Origin of the sequence: Martinezella rhizogenes (assembly GCF_007002745.1) — a bacterium.
GTDB classification, from domain to species: Bacteria; Pseudomonadota; Alphaproteobacteria; order Rhizobiales; family Rhizobiaceae; genus Agrobacterium; species Agrobacterium cucumeris.
The window spans coordinates 180,610-197,568 of record NZ_SGNY01000004.1 but is presented as its reverse complement, the minus strand read 5'-3'; the positions used below and the strand labels follow the sequence as shown (position 1 = coordinate 197,568).

General features: G+C 59.9%; 14 protein-coding genes. 7 read left to right on the top strand and 7 right to left on the bottom strand.

Translation table 11 applies throughout. From position 1 onward, the window contains the following. Positions 1 to 10 precede the first annotated feature (10 nt). The 5 genes from EXN68_RS14150 to iolG form a co-directional block, all read right to left on the bottom strand. Complete coding sequence (locus EXN68_RS14150; RefSeq protein WP_142841518.1) at positions 11 to 1,135, bottom strand: Gfo/Idh/MocA family protein; 1,125 nt, start codon at positions 1,133 to 1,135, stop codon at positions 11 to 13. Then, positions 1,128 to 2,096, bottom strand: a complete 969-nt coding sequence (locus EXN68_RS14145) for a hydroxyacid dehydrogenase (protein WP_142841517.1) — start codon at positions 2,094 to 2,096, stop codon at positions 1,128 to 1,130. The genes EXN68_RS14150 and EXN68_RS14145 overlap by 8 nt, the downstream gene beginning before the upstream one ends. Then, on the bottom strand, positions 2,097 to 2,909 hold the full coding sequence (locus EXN68_RS14140; RefSeq protein ID WP_127755588.1) for an HpcH/HpaI aldolase family protein: 813 nt from the start codon (positions 2,907 to 2,909) through the stop codon (positions 2,097 to 2,099). Between the two features lie 124 nt (positions 2,910 to 3,033). Continuing rightward, positions 3,034 to 4,464 carry an NAD-dependent succinate-semialdehyde dehydrogenase gene (locus tag EXN68_RS14135; RefSeq protein ID WP_142841516.1) on the bottom strand — a complete coding sequence of 477 codons (1,431 nt, stop codon included), beginning with the start codon at positions 4,462 to 4,464 and terminating at the stop codon, positions 3,034 to 3,036. Between the two features lie 3 nt (positions 4,465 to 4,467). Further along, a complete protein-coding gene (gene iolG, locus EXN68_RS14130; RefSeq protein WP_142841515.1) occupies positions 4,468 to 5,475 on the bottom strand; it encodes an inositol 2-dehydrogenase in 1,008 nt (335 codons plus the stop codon). Positions 5,476 to 5,580: 105 nt separating this feature from the next. Between iolG and iolD the strand changes: the two genes are divergently transcribed. From iolD to EXN68_RS14105, 5 genes are read left to right on the top strand one after another with little or no spacing between them, the layout of a single operon-like run. Continuing rightward, positions 5,581 to 7,452: a 3D-(3,5/4)-trihydroxycyclohexane-1,2-dione acylhydrolase (decyclizing) gene (iolD, locus tag EXN68_RS14125; RefSeq protein ID WP_142841514.1), complete on the top strand. Its 1,872-nt coding sequence runs from the start codon at positions 5,581 to 5,583 to the stop codon at positions 7,450 to 7,452. 1 nt (position 7,453) lies between these two features. After that, the gene (gene iolE / locus EXN68_RS14120; RefSeq protein WP_142841513.1) at positions 7,454 to 8,347 is read left to right on the top strand and encodes a myo-inosose-2 dehydratase; all 894 of its coding nucleotides are present in this window, start codon (positions 7,454 to 7,456) and stop codon (positions 8,345 to 8,347) included. Continuing rightward, positions 8,344 to 9,156, top strand: a complete 813-nt coding sequence (locus tag EXN68_RS14115; protein ID WP_142841512.1) for an SDR family oxidoreductase — start codon at positions 8,344 to 8,346, stop codon at positions 9,154 to 9,156. The genes iolE and EXN68_RS14115 overlap by 4 nt, the downstream gene beginning before the upstream one ends. Before the next feature lie 4 nt (positions 9,157 to 9,160). After that, complete coding sequence (locus EXN68_RS14110; RefSeq protein WP_142841763.1) at positions 9,161 to 10,219, top strand: sugar phosphate isomerase/epimerase family protein; 1,059 nt, start codon at positions 9,161 to 9,163, stop codon at positions 10,217 to 10,219. Further along, entirely contained in the window at positions 10,219 to 11,382 is a 1,164-nt protein-coding gene (locus EXN68_RS14105; RefSeq protein ID WP_237681409.1) for a Gfo/Idh/MocA family protein, read from the top strand. The genes EXN68_RS14110 and EXN68_RS14105 overlap by 1 nt, the downstream gene beginning before the upstream one ends. A gap of 146 nt (positions 11,383 to 11,528) precedes the next feature. On the opposite strand, the gene EXN68_RS14100 is transcribed toward EXN68_RS14105, so the two are convergent. Together EXN68_RS14100 and EXN68_RS14095 are read right to left on the bottom strand one after the other, a co-directional pair. Beyond that, positions 11,529 to 12,185 (bottom strand): hypothetical protein, encoded by a 657-nt coding sequence (locus EXN68_RS14100; RefSeq protein ID WP_142841511.1) that lies wholly within the window; start codon positions 12,183 to 12,185, stop codon positions 11,529 to 11,531. Between the two features lie 814 nt (positions 12,186 to 12,999). Then, the gene (locus EXN68_RS14095) at positions 13,000 to 14,163 is read right to left on the bottom strand and encodes a M20 aminoacylase family protein (protein ID WP_142841510.1); all 1,164 of its coding nucleotides are present in this window, start codon (positions 14,161 to 14,163) and stop codon (positions 13,000 to 13,002) included. Positions 14,164 to 14,387: 224 nt separating this feature from the next. Between EXN68_RS14095 and EXN68_RS14090 the strand changes: the two genes are divergently transcribed. Together EXN68_RS14090 and EXN68_RS14085 are read left to right on the top strand one after the other, a co-directional pair. Then, positions 14,388 to 15,446: a D-alanyl-D-alanine carboxypeptidase family protein gene (locus tag EXN68_RS14090; protein WP_161991358.1), complete on the top strand. Its 1,059-nt coding sequence runs from the start codon at positions 14,388 to 14,390 to the stop codon at positions 15,444 to 15,446. Between the two features lie 191 nt (positions 15,447 to 15,637). Then, positions 15,638 to 16,798, top strand: a complete 1,161-nt coding sequence (locus EXN68_RS14085) for a CobW family GTP-binding protein (RefSeq protein WP_142841508.1) — start codon at positions 15,638 to 15,640, stop codon at positions 16,796 to 16,798. Positions 16,799 to 16,959: the final 161 nt, after the last annotated feature.

The following is a 16,959-nucleotide window of genomic DNA, read 5'->3' as shown; positions in this document are numbered from 1 at the left end:
ATCCAGGATTTCAGGCATCGACATCCAGCCATTGCCGTGTGGATGACGAGCGCTGGATCGTCTCGACCAGCCGCTGGATGCGCAGGCCGGCAGCGAAGCCGAAAGGCTCTGGTGCCTGTCCCGCGATCGCCCGGAGATAACCTCCGATTTCGATGGCTTTCAGGTCGTTGAAGCCGAGCTGATGGCCGGGCGCGACGCAGAAGCGGCCATAGGGCGCGTGGTCAGGAGAGGCCTCTATTTTGCGGAAGCCACGGCGGCCGGCCGGGTCAGCGGCGGAATAGAAATGCAGCTCGTTGAACCGCTCCTGTGTGAAATAAAGCGCACCCTTGTCGCCGTAGATCTCGAAATCATGCTGCATCTTGCGGCCGGTGGCGATCCAGTTGCCTTCGACCGAGCCCTGCGCACCATTGGCGAAACGCAGGAAGGCGCGCCCCACATCGTCCACTTCCACCTTGCGTGCGCCGCCCTTGCCATCCGGCCGCTCGGTAATCAGCGTCACGCAATCCCCCATCACTTCGGTTATCGGGCCGAGCAGGAATTCGGCGGTAGCAAGTGCGTGAGAGCCGATATCGGCAAGCGCACCGCCGCCGGCCGGATCGTGGCGGAAGGTGAAGGCGCCTGCGGCGTCGGCCATATAATCTTCTGCGTGCAGACCACGATAACCGCGTATCTTGCCGAGTTCGCCTGCCGCCACCATTTCCCGCGCCAGCCGCAGCATGGGATTGCAGAGATAGTTGAAGCCCACTTGTGTTTTGACGCCACGCGCAGCCGCGGCTGCCGCCATCTCGCCGGCATCCGCAGCAAGCGGCGCCAGCGGTTTTTCGCAATAGACATGTTTGCCGGCGGCAATCGCGGCAATCGCCATTTCCTTGTGCAGGGCGTTCGGCGCGGTGATGTCGACGAGGTCAATATCCGGATCGGCGATGATGCTGCGCCAGTCCGCCGTGGAATGGGCAAAGCCGAAATCCGCAGCTGCCCGTGCAGCCGCATCTTCGGTGATGTCGGCAACGGTGTGCAGTTCGATCCGGTAGGGGAGGTCGAAGACCTTCTGGGCAGAGGCGAAACCGAAGACATGGGCTTTGCCCATGAAGCCGGTGCCGATGAGGCCGACGCGTAGAACGGGTTTTTCAGACATGGGCAAATTCCGGATTGACGATGAGGCCGGGATCGATCGTCCCTTTCAGATAATTGACGGCGTTCTGGATGGACGCGATGGCCATCCTCTCTCCGCATTCCGTCGTAAGCCCCGCAATATGCGGCGACAGGACGGTGTTGAACTGCGATAGCAGCGGGGAGGAGCTTTCCGGCGGCTCGTCGTCGAAGACATCCAGCCCGGCCGCACCGACATGACCCGAGGCAAGTGCTTCGCTGAGCGCCTTTTCGCAAACGACACCGCCACGGGCCGTGTTTGACAGGACGACGCCGGGTTTCATCAGTGCGATTTCGGCGGCGCCGATTGCCGGGCTTGCTCCCTTGGGAATATGCACGGAAATATAGTCGGCCCAAGGCAGGCCCTCTTCCAGCGATACGGGTCCTGTCGGCCCCTCGGGCCATCCCGATTGCAGCAGGTAGGGGTCATAGGCGCGGATATGCATGCCGAAACCCGATGCCATTCTGGCGAGATGCCGCCCGATCCGGCCATAACCGAGGATGAGCAGGTTCTTGCCGGATATTTCCTGCTGTTCCAACCTGTTGCGCCAGCTCCACTGTCCGGCCTCCCGGACAGCGCGGTCGGCGAGTATGGCCCGCTTTGCCGCCGCCAGCAGCAGCATCATCGCATGTTCGGCGACGGAGACGGAATTGACATCACCGACGATGGTGAGTGCGATGTTGCGGCGGTTGAGTTCGGCAAGATCGACGCTATCGTAACCCACCCCATGGCGGGACACCACTTTCAGCCGTCCGGCCCTGGCAATGGTGGCTGCCGAAAGCGGCTGTGTGCGAATGACGATGGCATCCGCTTCTTCGATGAAAGGCGCGTAGGAGGCTTCGGAAACGTCTTCGATATAGCGGACGGAGAAGCCGAGGGCCGGCAGGTCACGCAGCATGGCCTCGCCGGAAGGATGAAGTTTTCCGGCCACGAGAAGGTTCGGCATTCAATACCCCCCTTTGCCATCGGTTTTTTTGGCGGTCTTTTCCACCAGCCTGCGCCAGGTCGCAGTCGATTCCGTCGCTGCAGCGGCCAGCAGGCGGGAATCGCCTGATACGGTGGTCATGTCGAAACCCCATTCCACCGCGCGTGCCGCGTAATCCGCCGTGCCGCAATGGAGGGCCGCCTTGATGCCGTTGCGGTGGCAGGCATCGAGAATACGCTTGATGGCGTCGATGACTTCGGGCTCCTCGCGGTCGAAGGCAGGTGTCAGTTGCCCTTTAGAGAGCGAGAAACTGAGATCGGCGGGGCCGACATAAATCCCGTCGAGGCCGGGGGTGGAGGCAATCTCTTCGAGATTGTCCATCGCCTCTGCCGTTTCGATCATCGCAAAGGCGAGGATTTCGTCATTGGCTTCCGCGGCATAATTGCCGCCGGCGGCGTAAACGGCGCGGGTGGGGCCAAAGCTGCGTTCCCCGAGCGGCGGGTAGCGCATGTAACGGACGAATTGCTCGGCCTGCGCCCGGTTGTTGATCATCGGGCAGATGATGCCATAAGCCCCGGCATCCAGAACCTTGGATATCCACGCCGGGTCGAGCCAGGGCACCCGCGCCATCAGCACCTTGTCGGAAGCGCGCATGGCCTGGAACATGCCGAGCACGTCCTTGTAGTCGACCGCGCCGTGCTGGATGTCGATGGAGATGGCGTCGTAATCCTGCGCCGCCATGATTTCGGCGCTGAACGGGCTGGCAATGGACAGCCAGCCATGCAGCACCGGACGTCCCTCGGCCCAGATTTCCTTCAACTTGTTTTTCCGCATGGGATTCTCCTGCAAGGTTGTCTGTCGCTAGAGCACGTAAACAGAATCGTCGGATGTGCTCTAGCCCTTTGTTTTTCCGCATTTTCCGGACGTAAAACCGCTGCGCACTTTTACTGGAAATGCTCTAAAAGACGATCTGGGCGAGTTTGGTTTCGAGATAATCGCTTATCCCCTCGATACCACCCTCACGCCCCATGCCGGAATGGTTAGTGCCGCCGAAAGGCGCTTCGGATGCGGCGAGCGCGAAGCTGTTGATGCCGACCATGCCGGATTTCAGTGCCGCTACCGTTCGCCGTGCCCTGTCCGGAGAACGGGTGAAGGCATAGGCGGAAAGGCCCATGTCGGAGGCGTTGGCCCGCTCCAGAACCTCGTCCTCGGTGCTGAAGCGGGTGATTGCGGCAATCGGACCGAAATTTTCTTCGGCAAAAACCTTCATCGTGTCCGTCACGCCGGTCAGCACGGTGGGCTCGAAAAAGAAACCGTGGTTCAGGTGTGGGGGGCGTTTGCCGCCATGGGCGATTTTTGCACCGGCGCGCACGGCGTCGGCGACCACCGCCTCGATGTCCTCCAGGCGACCGGCATTGATGAGCGGACCCATTCCGGTATCGGGATCGAGCCCGTCACCAAGCCTGATCTTCGCCGCGCGTGCCACGAAACCGTCGACAAAGGAGTCGTGCAGGCTCTCGTGGACGAAGATGCGATCCGGCGTGACGCAGACCTGGCCGCAATTGGCGAATTTGGTCGGCACGGTAAGGTCGAGGACATTGTCGAGATCCGCGTCGTCATAGACGATGAGAGGCGCGTTGCCGCCCAGTTCCATGGACACTTTCTTCACGGTCTCTGCCGCATCGCGGATCATTTGCTGGCCGACGCGGGTGGAGCCGGTCAGAGACACCTTGCGCACGCGCTTGTCCGCCATGATCGGGCCATAGGTATCGGCGGTCGAACCGACAACCAGATTGACGGCGCCATCGGGAAAGCCGGCGGCCCTCAGGCAATCGACCATCACCATGGCGACACCCGGCGTCTGGGATGAGGGGCGCAGCACGACGGGGCATCCGGCGGCGAGCGCCGGGGCGAGCTTGCGGGCCGGAAGGGCGGCCGGAAAATTCCAGGCGGTGAAAGCGCCGACGATGCCGACGGCTTCGCGGGTCACCTCCAACCGTCCGCCGGGCACCCGGCTGTCGATGATGCGGCCATAGATGCGGCGTGCTTCTTCGGCGAACCAGCGGAACTGGTCGCAGGAAAGCGTCCATTCACGGCCCGCCTGGGCAATCGGTTTGCCGGTCTCCAGCGAGATGATCTTCGCGCCCTCATCGGCACGGCGCAACATTTCGTCGGCTGCCCGGTGCAGGGCTTCGGCACGCGCGAAGCCGCCCATGGCGCGCAGTTTGGGAAGGGCCGCAGCCGCCGCGTCAATCGCATCGCGGGTTTGATCGGCGCTGGCAAGCATCACCTCGCCGAGCACAGCGCCGGTGACCGGAGAGACGACCTCTCCCGTTGCGGCACCGGCAAGCCAGCGGCCATTGATGAAAAGTCCAAAATTCGCGTACATGGCTTACCCGATCTCGCTTGTGTTGACGGTGCGCCCCTCGGCGACAGAGCGGATCGCCGCTTCGGCCAGAAGCAATGCCAGCCGGCCGTCTTCGAAGCCGACTTCCGCTGCCTTGCCCTGTTCCACCGCATCAACGAAGGCGCTGATTTCCGCTGCGAAAGCATCGGCATAACGATCGATGAAGAAGTTCATCAGCGGTGCTGCACGATCGGTGCCGCTTTCGGTGTGGAGGCGCAGGTGATTGAGCGTCCGGTTTTCGGAAATCGCCATGCCGGCACTTCCGAAAGCTTCCACCCGCTGATCGTAGCCATAAACCGCGCGGCGCGAATTGCTGATCGTGCATTGTTTGCCCGAAGCGGTTTTCAGCACCACGGTCACGGTGTCGTAATCGTCGCATTTTTCCATCAGCGCCGGATCGACCAGCCGCGAACCGGTGGCCGAGACTTGGCTGATCTCTTCACCCAGAATGAAGCGGGCCATGTCGAAATCATGGATCGTCATGTCGCGGAAAATGCCGCCCGACATTTCGATATAGGCGGCGGGCGCCATGCCGGGGTCGCGCGAGGTGATGACGACCTGATGCAGATCGCCTATCGTTCCGTTTTCGACGGCCTCACGCACGGCGCGGTGTCCGCTGTCAAAACGCCGGACGAAGCCGAGCATGATCGGTACATCGCTGCCGGCAATTTTTGTTGCACAGGCGTTGACGCGGTCGAGGGAGAGATCGATGGGCTTTTCGCAAAGCACCGGTTTTCCGGCGGCAACCGCCTTTTCCAGCAGATCCGCATGGGTGGGCGTTGAGGTGGCGATCAGCACGGCGTCGACCTCAGGCGAGGCAAAAACCGCCTCGGCCGACTCAAATCGTGTCACATCAAGCTTTTCGGCAATTTCTTTCGCCGAGGGCTCGTATACATCAAAGATACCAGCCAATGTCGCGCGTGGATGAGCGACGATGTTTTCCGCATGCATGCGGCCGATACGGCCCACGCCAAGCACTGCAATTCTCAGCATTGAAATTTTCCTCCCGAGGTATTTGGCAATAATCATTGCAAAGTACAGAATTTGTCAATATGTATTCCAAAAACATATCAACAACCATCCGCAGGAGGAGGCGAGATGACCGCGAAGACCTTACGCCTGACCATGGCCCAGGCGCTAGTACGTTACCTGTGCAACCAGTTTACCGAGATCGACGGAGAGCGCGTTCCCCTGTTCGCGGGCGTGTTCGCCATTTTCGGGCACGGCAATGTCACATGCCTTTCCGAAGCTCTGGAGACGGTGCAGGACCAGTTGCCGACCTGGCGCGGGCAGAATGAACAATCCATGGCGCTTGCCGCAATCGGCTTTGCCAAGGCAAAGCGGCGCAGGCAGATCATGGTCGCTGCGACTTCGATCGGGCCGGGGGCGCTGAACATGGTGACGGCCGCCGGCGTCGCCATGGCCAACCGGCTGCCCGTTCTCCTCATTGCGGGCGATACCTTCGCAAGCCGCCTGCCGGACCCGGTTCTGCAGCAGGTCGAGCATTTCGGCGATCCGACACTGACCGTCAATGACGCGTTCAAATCCGTGGTGCGTTACTGGGACAGGATCGTGCTGCCGGAGCAATTGCTGCAATCGCTGCCGCAGGCGGTCGCCACCATGCTCGATCCGGCCGATTGCGGCCCGGCCTTTATCGGTCTTGCGCAGGATACGCAGGAAATCGCTTTCGATTATCCGGCGGTCTTCTTTGAACCGAAAGTCTGGAAAATTCCTCGGCCGCGTCCTGACCGTGACGCTGTGGCGGCCGCCGCCCGGCTGCTGGCGCAGGCGAAACGTCCGCTCATCATTTCCGGCGGTGGCGTGCGTTACTCGCTGGCGGAAGAGCGCCTTGCCGATTTTGCTGCAAAGCGCGGCATTCCCGTTGTCGAAACCATCGCCGGCAAGGGCGCGCTCACCCATCACCATCCGGTCCATGCCGGGCCGATCGGCATCGTCGGATCAACCTCGGCGAATGCGCTGGCCAAGGATGCGGATGTCGTGCTGGCGATCGGTACCCGGCTTCAGGATTTCACCACGGGTTCCTGGACGGCTTTCTCCCGCGATGCGCAGTTCATTTCCGTTAACGCCGCCCGCTTTGATGCGGTGAAACACCGGGCGCTTTCCGTGGTCGGCGATGCGCTCGAGACAATCGACGATCTAGACCACGCGCTCGGAGCCTACAAGGCCGATGCCACCCACATGCAGCGGGCCAAAACGCTGTTTGCCGAATGGGATAATCTGCTCGACGAACACCAGCGCATCACCAATGCGCCGGTTCCGTCCTATGCGCAGGTGGTTGGCGTGCTGAACCGGGTTGCGCGGCCCGAAGATACGCTGATTGCGGCGGCGGGTGGAACGCCGGGTGAAGTGACCAAGGGCTGGCGGGTCAAGAACCCGAATACGTTCGATTGCGAATTCGGATTTTCCTGCATGGGTTATGAAATCGCTGCCGGCTGGGGCTGCTCCATGGCGCAGGAAGGGCCGGGCGGTGCCGGCGGCGTTCCAATCGTCATGCTGGGGGACGGCACCTACATGATGATGAACTCTGATATTTATTCAGCCGCGCTTACCGGGCACCGGATGATCGTGGTGGTCTGCGATAATGGCGGCTACGCCGTCATCAACCGTCTGCAGCAGGCCAAGGGCGTTCCCGGCTTCAACAATCTGCTGGCAGATTGCCGCGTCAGGGACAGGGAAAATCCGCTGCATGTCGATTTCGTCAAACATGCGGAAGCCATGGGCGCCCATGCGCGCAGGGCCGAAAGCCTTGCCGATCTTGAAGACGCGATGATCTGGGCGCAGGGCAATGATGGCGTGACCGTCATCTCCATTGTTTCCGATGCCTGGAAATGGGTGCCGGGCGACGCCGACTGGGATGTCGGTGTTCCCTCCGTCTCCAGTTTCGAGACCGTGCGTGCCGCCCGCGCCGCGCAGGAAAACATCCGCAAGGCACAGCGAGTGGGGGTTTGAGATGAAAGCAAGACTTGGTATCGCGCCGATTGCCTGGTGGAATGATGATCTTGCCGAGCTTTCCGATGATGTGAGCCTTCAGGAATGCCTGCGGCAGGCAAGCGAAGCCGGCTTTACCGGTATGGAGACCGGGCGTCGGTTTCCGATGGATATGGCGGAGCTCGGGCCGATCCTCGACCGCTACGGCATATCGGTGTGCGGCGGCTGGTTTTCCGGCCTGCTGCTGGATGGTGACATCGAGGTGGAGAAAGACCGCATCGCGCAGCAGATGGAATTCTTCATCGCCGCCGGCGCGCCCTACATCGTTTATGGTGAAACGGCGCGCTCCATTCAGGGCGTGCGCTCCGCACCACTTGCCACGAAGCCAAGGCTCGACGAGACCGGCATGGCGGCCTATGGCCGCAGGATGTCCGACTTTGCCGACTGGTGCGCGGCGAAGGGCATGCCGATTTCCTATCATCACCATATGGCGGCCGTGGTGGAGACCGAGCCGGAACTTGATCTCTTCATGAAGCACTCCTCCGTGCCCCTGCTGTTTGATGCCGGGCACATGGCCTTTGCGGGCGGCGATATCATGCGTGTCATCGAAAACCACCATGCACGCGTTACCCATGTCCACACCAAGGATATCCGGCGTGAGGTTGTCGACGGGCTGGACAGGAGCCGGGAGAGTTTCCTCGATGCCGTCATCAAGGGCGCCTTTACCGTGCCGGGTGATGGCAGCCTGGATTTCGGGGCGATCGTCAAGGCGCTGGCGTCGAAAGGTTACGAGGGCTGGTTCGTGGTCGAGGCAGAGCAGGACCCGGTCAGGAACCCGCCGCTGGACATGGCCCGCAAGGGGCACAGGGAATTGCTGCGCGTGATGGACGCCGCTGGATATGAGGTCGTGAAATGAACCGTATTGAAGGAAAAATCGCCGTTATTACCGGCGGAACCCAGGGTCTGGGCGCAGCGGTTGCGCAGGTGTTTGCGCAGGCGGGCGCGGCGGGGATCGTCATTGTCGGGCGCGGTGTGGAAAAAGGACAGGCGGTCGCGGATGCCATCACGCAGAAATCCGGCGTGCCGGTTGAGATGGTGGCGGCCGATCTCGGCGATATCGATGATGTCCGCAGCATCATTCCGGCGACGGACAAACGCTTCGGTCGGGTCGATATCCTCGTTAACGCGGCGGGCCTGACGGATCGCGGCAATATGCTCAACACGACGCCCGAGCTTTTCGACCAGATGTTCGCGGTTAACACGCGTGCGCCATTCTTTCTCATTCAGGATGCGGCAAAGGTGATGATCCGCGAGGGTATCGAGGGTCGGGTCGTTAATGTCGGATCAATGTCGGGTCTGACAGGCCAGCCTTTCCTTGCGCCCTATGCGGCGTCCAAGGGCGCGCTTGCCACCGTCACCCGCCATGCCGGCTTTTCGCTGATGCGCCACCGTATCCATGTGAACCAGCTCGATATCGGCTGGATGAATTCCGATCACGAGCGCAAGCTTGTCCTTTCCGAGACCGGCGATCCCGATTTCATCGACCGTGCGGCGGCGGCCAAGCCGTTCGGGCGCATCCTCGATCCGCTCGAAGTGGCCCGCGCCATCCTTTGGATGTCCTCCGACGACAGCGGCATGATGACGGGCGCGGTTATCCCCTTCGATCAGTCGGTCTATGGCGGTTACGACGACGCGCCGGTGCCGGCGAAAAAGCTGGAGGAATAAGATGATGCGGACCATCAAGGGGCCGGGTGTCTTTCTGGCGCAGTTCGCGGCCGATGATGCGCCCTATAATTCGCTTGCCTCGTTGGCGGCGTGGGCCGCGGCCAAGGGCTTCAAGGGCGTGCAGATTCCCACCTGGGATACGCGCCTGATCGATATGAAACAGGCGGCGGAAAGCGATGCCTATTGTGATGATCTGAAGGGCATGCTCGGCGAGCACGGGCTGGAGATCACCGAACTCGCCTCCCACATCACCGGGCAGCTTGTGGCGGTGCACCCTGCCCATGACGCGATCATGGACAGTTTTGCGCCGGAACATGTGCGTGGCAATCCCGCAAAGCGTCGGGCATGGGCCGAGGAACAGCTGCGCTTTGCCGCCCGCGCCTCAAAGCGTCTCGGCATCGACCGCCATGTGACTTTTCCCGGGGCGCTTTTATGGCCCTATCTTTATCCCTATCCGCAATGGCCGGAAGGGCTGGTGGAGGAAGGCTTTGACGAGCTTGCCCGCCGCTGGACGCCGATTCTCGATGATTTCGACGCCCATGGTGTGGATGTCTGCTATGAAATCCATCCCAGCGAAGACCTGCATGACGGCCACAGCTGGGAGATGTTTCTCGACAAGGTCAAGGAGCATCCCCGGGCGAACCTGATGTATGATCCCTCGCATCTGGTTCTGCAGGGAATAGATTATCTCGCCTTCATCGACCATTACCACGAGCGGATAAAAACCTTCCACGTCAAGGATGCCGAGTTTCGTCCAGACGGAAAATCGGGCGCCTATGGCGGTTATCAGCCCTGGTCCAAAAGGGCCGGCCGCTTCCGCAGCCCCGGCGACGGGCAGGTCGATTTCGGGGCGATCTTCACCAAGCTCACCACCTACGGCTTTGATGGCTGGGCGGTGCTGGAATGGGAATGTTTCGTCAAAAACCCGGAAGACGGGGCGTCGGAAGGTGCGCGTTTCATCGCCGATCACATCATCCGTGTTTCGGACCGTGCCTTTGACGATTTCGTCAAATCCGGTGCGAACCGCAATGCCAACCGCGCCATGCTGGGGCTGGAGGAATAATGACTATCGAAAGACCACTTCGTCTGGGTATGATCGGTGGCGGTCAGGGGGCCTATATCGGCAATATCCATCGTCTTGCCGCACGCCTTGACGGCAAATGGGTGCTTGTGGCCGGATCCTTCGATGCCGATCCCGAAAGGGGCCGTGCCTTTGCGATCAATGAAGGGCTTGACCCGGCCCGCGGCTATGGCAGCTATCAGGAGCTGATTACCGGCGAGGCTGCCCGCGAGGATCGTGTCGATGCGGTTGCAATCTGCACACCGAATTTCACCCACTATCCGATCGCGAAGGCGCTGATCGAGGCAGGTTTCGACGTGATCTGCGAAAAACCGCTGACCGCGACGCTGGAAGACGCCATTGCGCTGGAAAAACTGTCGCGGGAAAGCGGCCGCTTCGTTGGGGTGACCTACACCTATTCCGGCTATCCGATGGTGCATGAAGCGCGTGCGCGCGTCGCGGCGGGTGAGATCGGCGAGGTTCGCACCGTGCAGGTGGAATATCCGCTGGAATGGATGGCGACGGCCATCGAACAGCAGGGCAATGCCCAGGCGGCATGGCGCACCGACCCGAAGAAGAACGGCCGCGGCGGCTCCATCGGCGATATCGGCACCCATGCCTATCATCTGGCTGGCTTCGTGACCGGGCTGAAACTGCAGTCGCTCACCGCCGATCTCGCCACTTTCGTGCTGGGGCGGGCGCTGGATGACAATGCCCATGTGATGATGCGTTATGAGGGCGGCGCACGGGGGCTCCTGTGGTCGTCGCAGGTGGCGCTCGGCAATTCCAACGGCGTGCGTCTGCGGATTTTCGGCGCGGCCGGCTCCCTGCAATGGTTTCAGGAACAGCCGAACGAACTCGTCTATACGCCGCTTAACGGGCGTGTGCAGACCATCAAGCGGGGCGCGGATGATCTTTCCGAAGATGCGAAGGTTCGAACCCGCACTCCGCCCGGCCACCCGGAGGGATATTTGGAGGCCTTCGCCAACCTCTATGCCGGTTTCGCGGAAACCATCCGTGCCCGCAAGGCGGGCCGAGAGCCTGATGCCATCGGCCGCAACATTCCGCTTGCCTATGACGGGCTGAAGGGTGTGGCCTTTGTGGAAGCGGTTGTGGACAGTGCCGAAAGCGCCGATCCGCGCTGGATCACGCCGGTGGCGGTGTAGGCGCGCAACCGGTTACTGGCTTGCGCCGAGAAACTCACCCTTCGAATAGGCCAAACCTGTTCGAAGGGTTTCGGCTATTCGGATTCCAGATGTAGGCGTCGCCTGTGTTGTTGCAGCGGATAGCAGGGAATGATGCCTCAATTCGGTTAACGCACCAGAGTACCAGTAGCGCCGAATACCCGCTCGCTCCTTGTCCCGGTTTTTTCGTCCTTTGGCTTGAAGCCTGCTTTTAGCGGACCAAAACTCACGCTGGCGCCGAAACCTCTTTTATACCAAGTTTCGATCTCATTTCCGACGGCGACTTGGTCAACAACCAGATAGGGCTTGTTGCGCGGCAACACAGCGTCAAAACAACTGTCTTTGCCTCGTTTTACATTGGCCAAGATATAGGAAGCGTCCACAGGGCTATTGCCGTCGCGGACATCATAGGTCTTGTAGCCCTTTACCTTGATGCTGTTGTACGTCGCGAGCGATTGGCCCAAAACTTCGATCTCGATATCCCTCGGACGATCCGCAATGGTCTCTGAGCTTTCTTCGACTTTGATGGGAGACAATACCTTCAACTTGTTTTGTTGCTCGATATCTTTCCCACAAATTTCTCTGAAATCGTTGTCCGCTATTTTATAGATGCGTCCGGGTAGAAGTTTTTTAGGGCTAACGAGTGCAATATTTTGTGCGGAGCCATCCAGTGCCTGCTGTGCTGCTGTTTTCCCAATAAAGGGGCTTGGGGGAACTATCACTCCATTACTCTCGCAAGCAGTGAGCGTGCCAATAATGGCGAACGCAAAAAATGTTCTTTGCATTGTCTCCCCCCTAAAACATAAGACTTCCAGCAATAGGGTTGATTCTCCTCCTCATGTCAACTTCCGCGTGTTTTGTTGTGCGAATTTTGTAAATAATGATGGTATAGATGCGAAATCAGGAATGAGAAACTGAATAAGATTGTCGAATTATTTGAATTTAAACAAAGGTATCAACGATGTACGTCTCTATGTTTTGAAGCGGTGAAGGTGAATAATAGAGGAGAGTGGCAGCTTCAATGAAATGATTTTTCAAAAGTCTTAAAAAGACAAAGGGCAAATTGCCACTCTCACCCTTTTCTTGCCCTTACATATTTGTGAAGCATATCCCAGAGAGACGCAGAAGCCGGATGGAACGGCAGGTTTATCCCACCTTGTTTTTAGAAGGTAAATTTCAGGAAAAAATGGTGTCCACGAGAGGATTCGAACCTCCGACCCCAGGATTCATACCACTTCGGCTTTAACCGCCGTCCCGCCGAAAATAGGCAGGGCGTTCGTGGTCTGGACTGTCCCTTCACCATGGACCTTGCGGCCTTTAGGCGCTGCCCTACCAGTCTCTACACCTTCAACAGGCTTTCGCCTGAAGCTTGGCTCGGGATTGGCATGCTGGAAGCCCAGCTAAGCGTTCCCCGAATTTGAGCAGATCGACTACAGCCTTTCGGACCGCAGCCCCCAATTATCAACTAGGAATCCTGTGCTCTATCCTGCTGAGCTACGTGGACACTGAATTGCTCTTTAACCTGACGATGCCTGCGGATCAACCGCGTTCTTCATCGCGGTTGATCTGTTCCTCGGCTTTCTTTGCGCTCGCCGGCAATCAGCTCGTGAGACGCTGTTCAGCCAGCTTCACCCAGTAGGAAATGCCGTAGGCGATGGCCTCGTCGTTAAAATCGTAGCCGGGATTATGAAGCCCGGCCGAATCGCCATTGCCGAGGAAGATGAAGGCGCCCGGCCTTTCCTTCAGCATGAAGGAAAAATCTTCGCCGGCCATGGAGGGATCGACATCGGGATCGACATTGTGGTCTCCCGCCACATCGCGGGCGACGCGGATGGCGTGGTCGGTCTCGGCGGCGTGGTTGAAGGTCACCGGGCAATAACGCTCATAGACGACTTCGGCTTCTGCGCCATTGGCAAGGGCTATGCCTTCCGCCATCTGCTTGATGCGCTCCTGCGCGAGATCGCGCACCGTTTCGTCGAGGCTGCGCACCGTGCCGGCAATCAGCGCCTCGTTGGGGATGATGTTGTGGCTGGAGCCGGCGTGAAAGCGGGTGACGGACACGACGACCGAACGGATCGGATCGGCATTGCGCGAGGCGATCATCTGCAGGTTGCCGACGATCTGTGCGCCGATGGTGATGGGGTCGATGGTGCGGTGCGGCTGTGCCGCATGGCCGCCCCGGCCCTTGACCGTGATGGAGAACTTGTCCGGTGCCGCCATGATGCCGCCCTTGCGGATGGCGAAGGCGCCGAGAGGAATGCCCGGCATGTTGTGCATGCCATAGACCTCGTTAATGCCGAAACGCTCCATCAAGCCGTCCTCGACCATGGCGAGCGCGCCAGCGCCACCTTCTTCGGCGGGCTGGAAGATGACGGCGATCGAGCCCGCGAAGTTGCGGGTCTCGGTGAGATATTTGGCTGCGCCGAGCAGCATGGCGGTATGGCCGTCATGGCCGCAGGCATGCATCGCGCCCGCTGTTTTCGATGCCCAGGGCTTGCCGGTTTCCTCGAAAATGGGCAAGGCGTCCATATCCGCGCGAAAGCCGATGGTGCGTTCACCGGCAAGATTGCCCCTGATGATGCCGACCACACCCGTGCGGCCGAGACCGGTCACGATTTCGTCAACGCCAAAAGATTTCAGCTTGTCCGCAACGAAGGCCGCGGTGTTGTCGACATCATACAAAATCTCGGGATTTTCGTGCAGGTGACGCCGCCATTCGCTGACTTCCTGTTGAAGTTCGGCGGCTCTGTTCAAAATCGGCATTTCGTTCATTCCTGGGTTCATCGGTGCGGCGTGTGGTAAAAGCCATCCTCCGTGGTGGATAGTGCGCCGCATAATTGACGTAATCAATGTACTTTGCCATTGCTAGGACATATATGGTGAATATTGCCATTCCCCGACCGAAGACGGGAATTCGAGGACAAGCCTTGCCACAGACAGTTAAATCGCCAAACGCCGCCCGGCGGCTCTCCGCAGCCGTTGCCATCATGACCGCAGGCCTCGTTGCCGCAGCACCCGTGGCCAATGCCAATCCGAAAATGGTGGTGGATGTTAAAACCGGCAAGGTGATTTCCCATCAGGAAGCCTTCCGCAAGTGGTATCCGGCGTCGCTGACCAAGCTGATGACCGCCTATATCGCCTTTTCGCAGATGAAGGCCGGCAAGCTCAGCCCGCAGACGGAAGTGGTGATGAGCAAGAAGGCCGCCGACCAGCCGGCCTCGAAAATGTATTTCAAGCCCGGCCAGAAGCTGACGATGGACAGCGCGCTGAAGCTGCTGCTGATCAAATCCGCCAATGATATTGCCGTGGCGATTGCCGAGACGATCGGTGGCACGTCCGATAATTTCGTGGCGCAGATGAATGCACAGGCGCAGCGGCTGGGCATGAGCTCCACCCATTACGTGAACGCCAACGGCCTGCCCGGCAAGGGGCAATATACGACCGCGCGGGATCTGGCGCTGCTGGCGCTGATCATCAAGCGCGAATTCCCGGAATACGCCCACTATTTCTCGCTGGAAGGCGTCACCACCGGCAAGAAGAATTATGCCAACTTCAATATGCTGGTCGGCCGCTTTGATGGCGCTGACGGCATGAAGACCGGCTTCATCTGTGCCTCCGGTTTTAACCAGGTGTCCTCTGCCGTGCGCAATGGCCGCTCCGTCATCACCGTGGTGCTGGGCGCGGACAGCCTTGCCGGACGAACCGACCAGTCTGCTGATCTGCTGCAGATGGGGCTGACGGCGCCTTCCGGGCAGGGCGTTTCGCTTGCTTCGCTGGCGCCCTATGGTGATACAGGCGATGTAAACGATGTCAGCGCCGAAATCTGCAATCCGAAGGCTGCAAAGGTGCGTAGCGAGGGCCGCGATGAAGCCGGCCGCATGGTCATCCATTCGCCCTATGTGACGGAGATGACCCGCCCGCCGGAATATTCCTTCGCCGGTCTTATCCCGGGCAGCGAGACCGTGGCTGTCAACACGACCAAGGGATCTGCGGCCAAGGGCGAACTGGCCAACGTGCCGATCCCGATCCCACGCCCGACATTCTGATTGGCTTGATCGCTCTTCAGTGATGAAGGGCGACTGCGCCCGCGGATTGGCTATTCGCAGCTCTGATCTGTTATGATATTACAGTCTCGCCCATGACCTCAAGCATTGGGCGATTTCTGTTTTATCGCGCGGTTCCGGCTCGAACATCGTTCAACGATCTGCCGGAGCGGCCCTCAACATACAGGCAAGGCATGTCTCGCGAGCGTATACCGGTCTCCATCATCACCGGATTTCTCGGCGCCGGAAAATCGACGCTGCTCAACCGGCTCCTCAAGGACCCCGAGATGAGCGACGCCGCAATCATCATCAATGAATTTGGTGATGTCAGCATTGATCATATGCTGGTTGAAAGTGCCGGCGAGGGCATCATCGAACTGGCGGAAGGCTGCCTCTGCTGCACGGTGCGCGGGGAACTGGTGGATACGCTGGCAGAGCTGATGGATGGTGTCCAGACCGGCAAGCTGAAGCCGGTGAAGCGGGTGGTGATCGAGACCACCGGCCTTGCCGATCCTGCCCCGGTCATGCAATCGATCATGGGCAATCCGGTGATCGCGCAGAATTTCGTGCTCAACGGCATGATTACGGTGGTGGATGCCGTGAACGGCCTCTCCACGCTCGACAATCACGAAGAAGCCGTGAAGCAGGCGGCCGTTGCCGACCGGTTGGTGATGACCAAGCGAGCGCTCGCCGACGTTTCCACAATTGCTGCACTGACGGCGCGCCTGCAGACGCTCAACCCGCGCGCAACGATCGAGGATGGCGACAAGCCCGACTGGAGTGCCTCGGCGCTTCTCGACAACGGTCTTTATGATGCCGGCAGCAAAAATGCCGATGTTGGCCGCTGGCTGGGCGAAGAGGCGGCCCATGATCATCACGACCACGACCACGACCACGACCAGGACCACGGGCACGACCACCACCACCACCATCACCATGGCGACCATGGCCATCACCATCACGATGTGAACCGGCACGATGCGTCGATCCGTTCCTTCTCGATCATTCATGACAAGCCGATCGAGCCGATGGCGATCGATATGTTTGTGGATCTGCTGCGCTCGGCGCATGGTGAAAAGCTGTTGCGCATGAAGGCCGTCGTCAAGCTCTCGGACAATCCGGACCGGCCGCTGGTGCTGCATGGGGTGCAGAACATTTTCCACAGGCCGGAGCGCCTTGCTGCCTGGCCTGACCCGTCTGATCAGCGCACGCGCATGGTGCTGATCACCAAGGACTTGCCGGAGGCTTTCGTACAGGACCTGTTTGCCGCATTTACCGGCGCGCCGGGTATCGATCGTCCGGACAGGCAGGCGATGACGGATAATCCGCTGGCGATTTCGGGGATGCGGTTTTGAGGTGAGTGGCGAAAGTCTGCGGCAGCCGGCACCCCCCTCTGTCCTGCCGGACATCTCCCCCTCAAGGGGGGAGATCGACAAGCGGCTTGCTCCCAATATTTTTACCTGTGGCTAAGACCGCAATGACCAACATTGCGAAGGAATGAACGAGTGCCTCACCT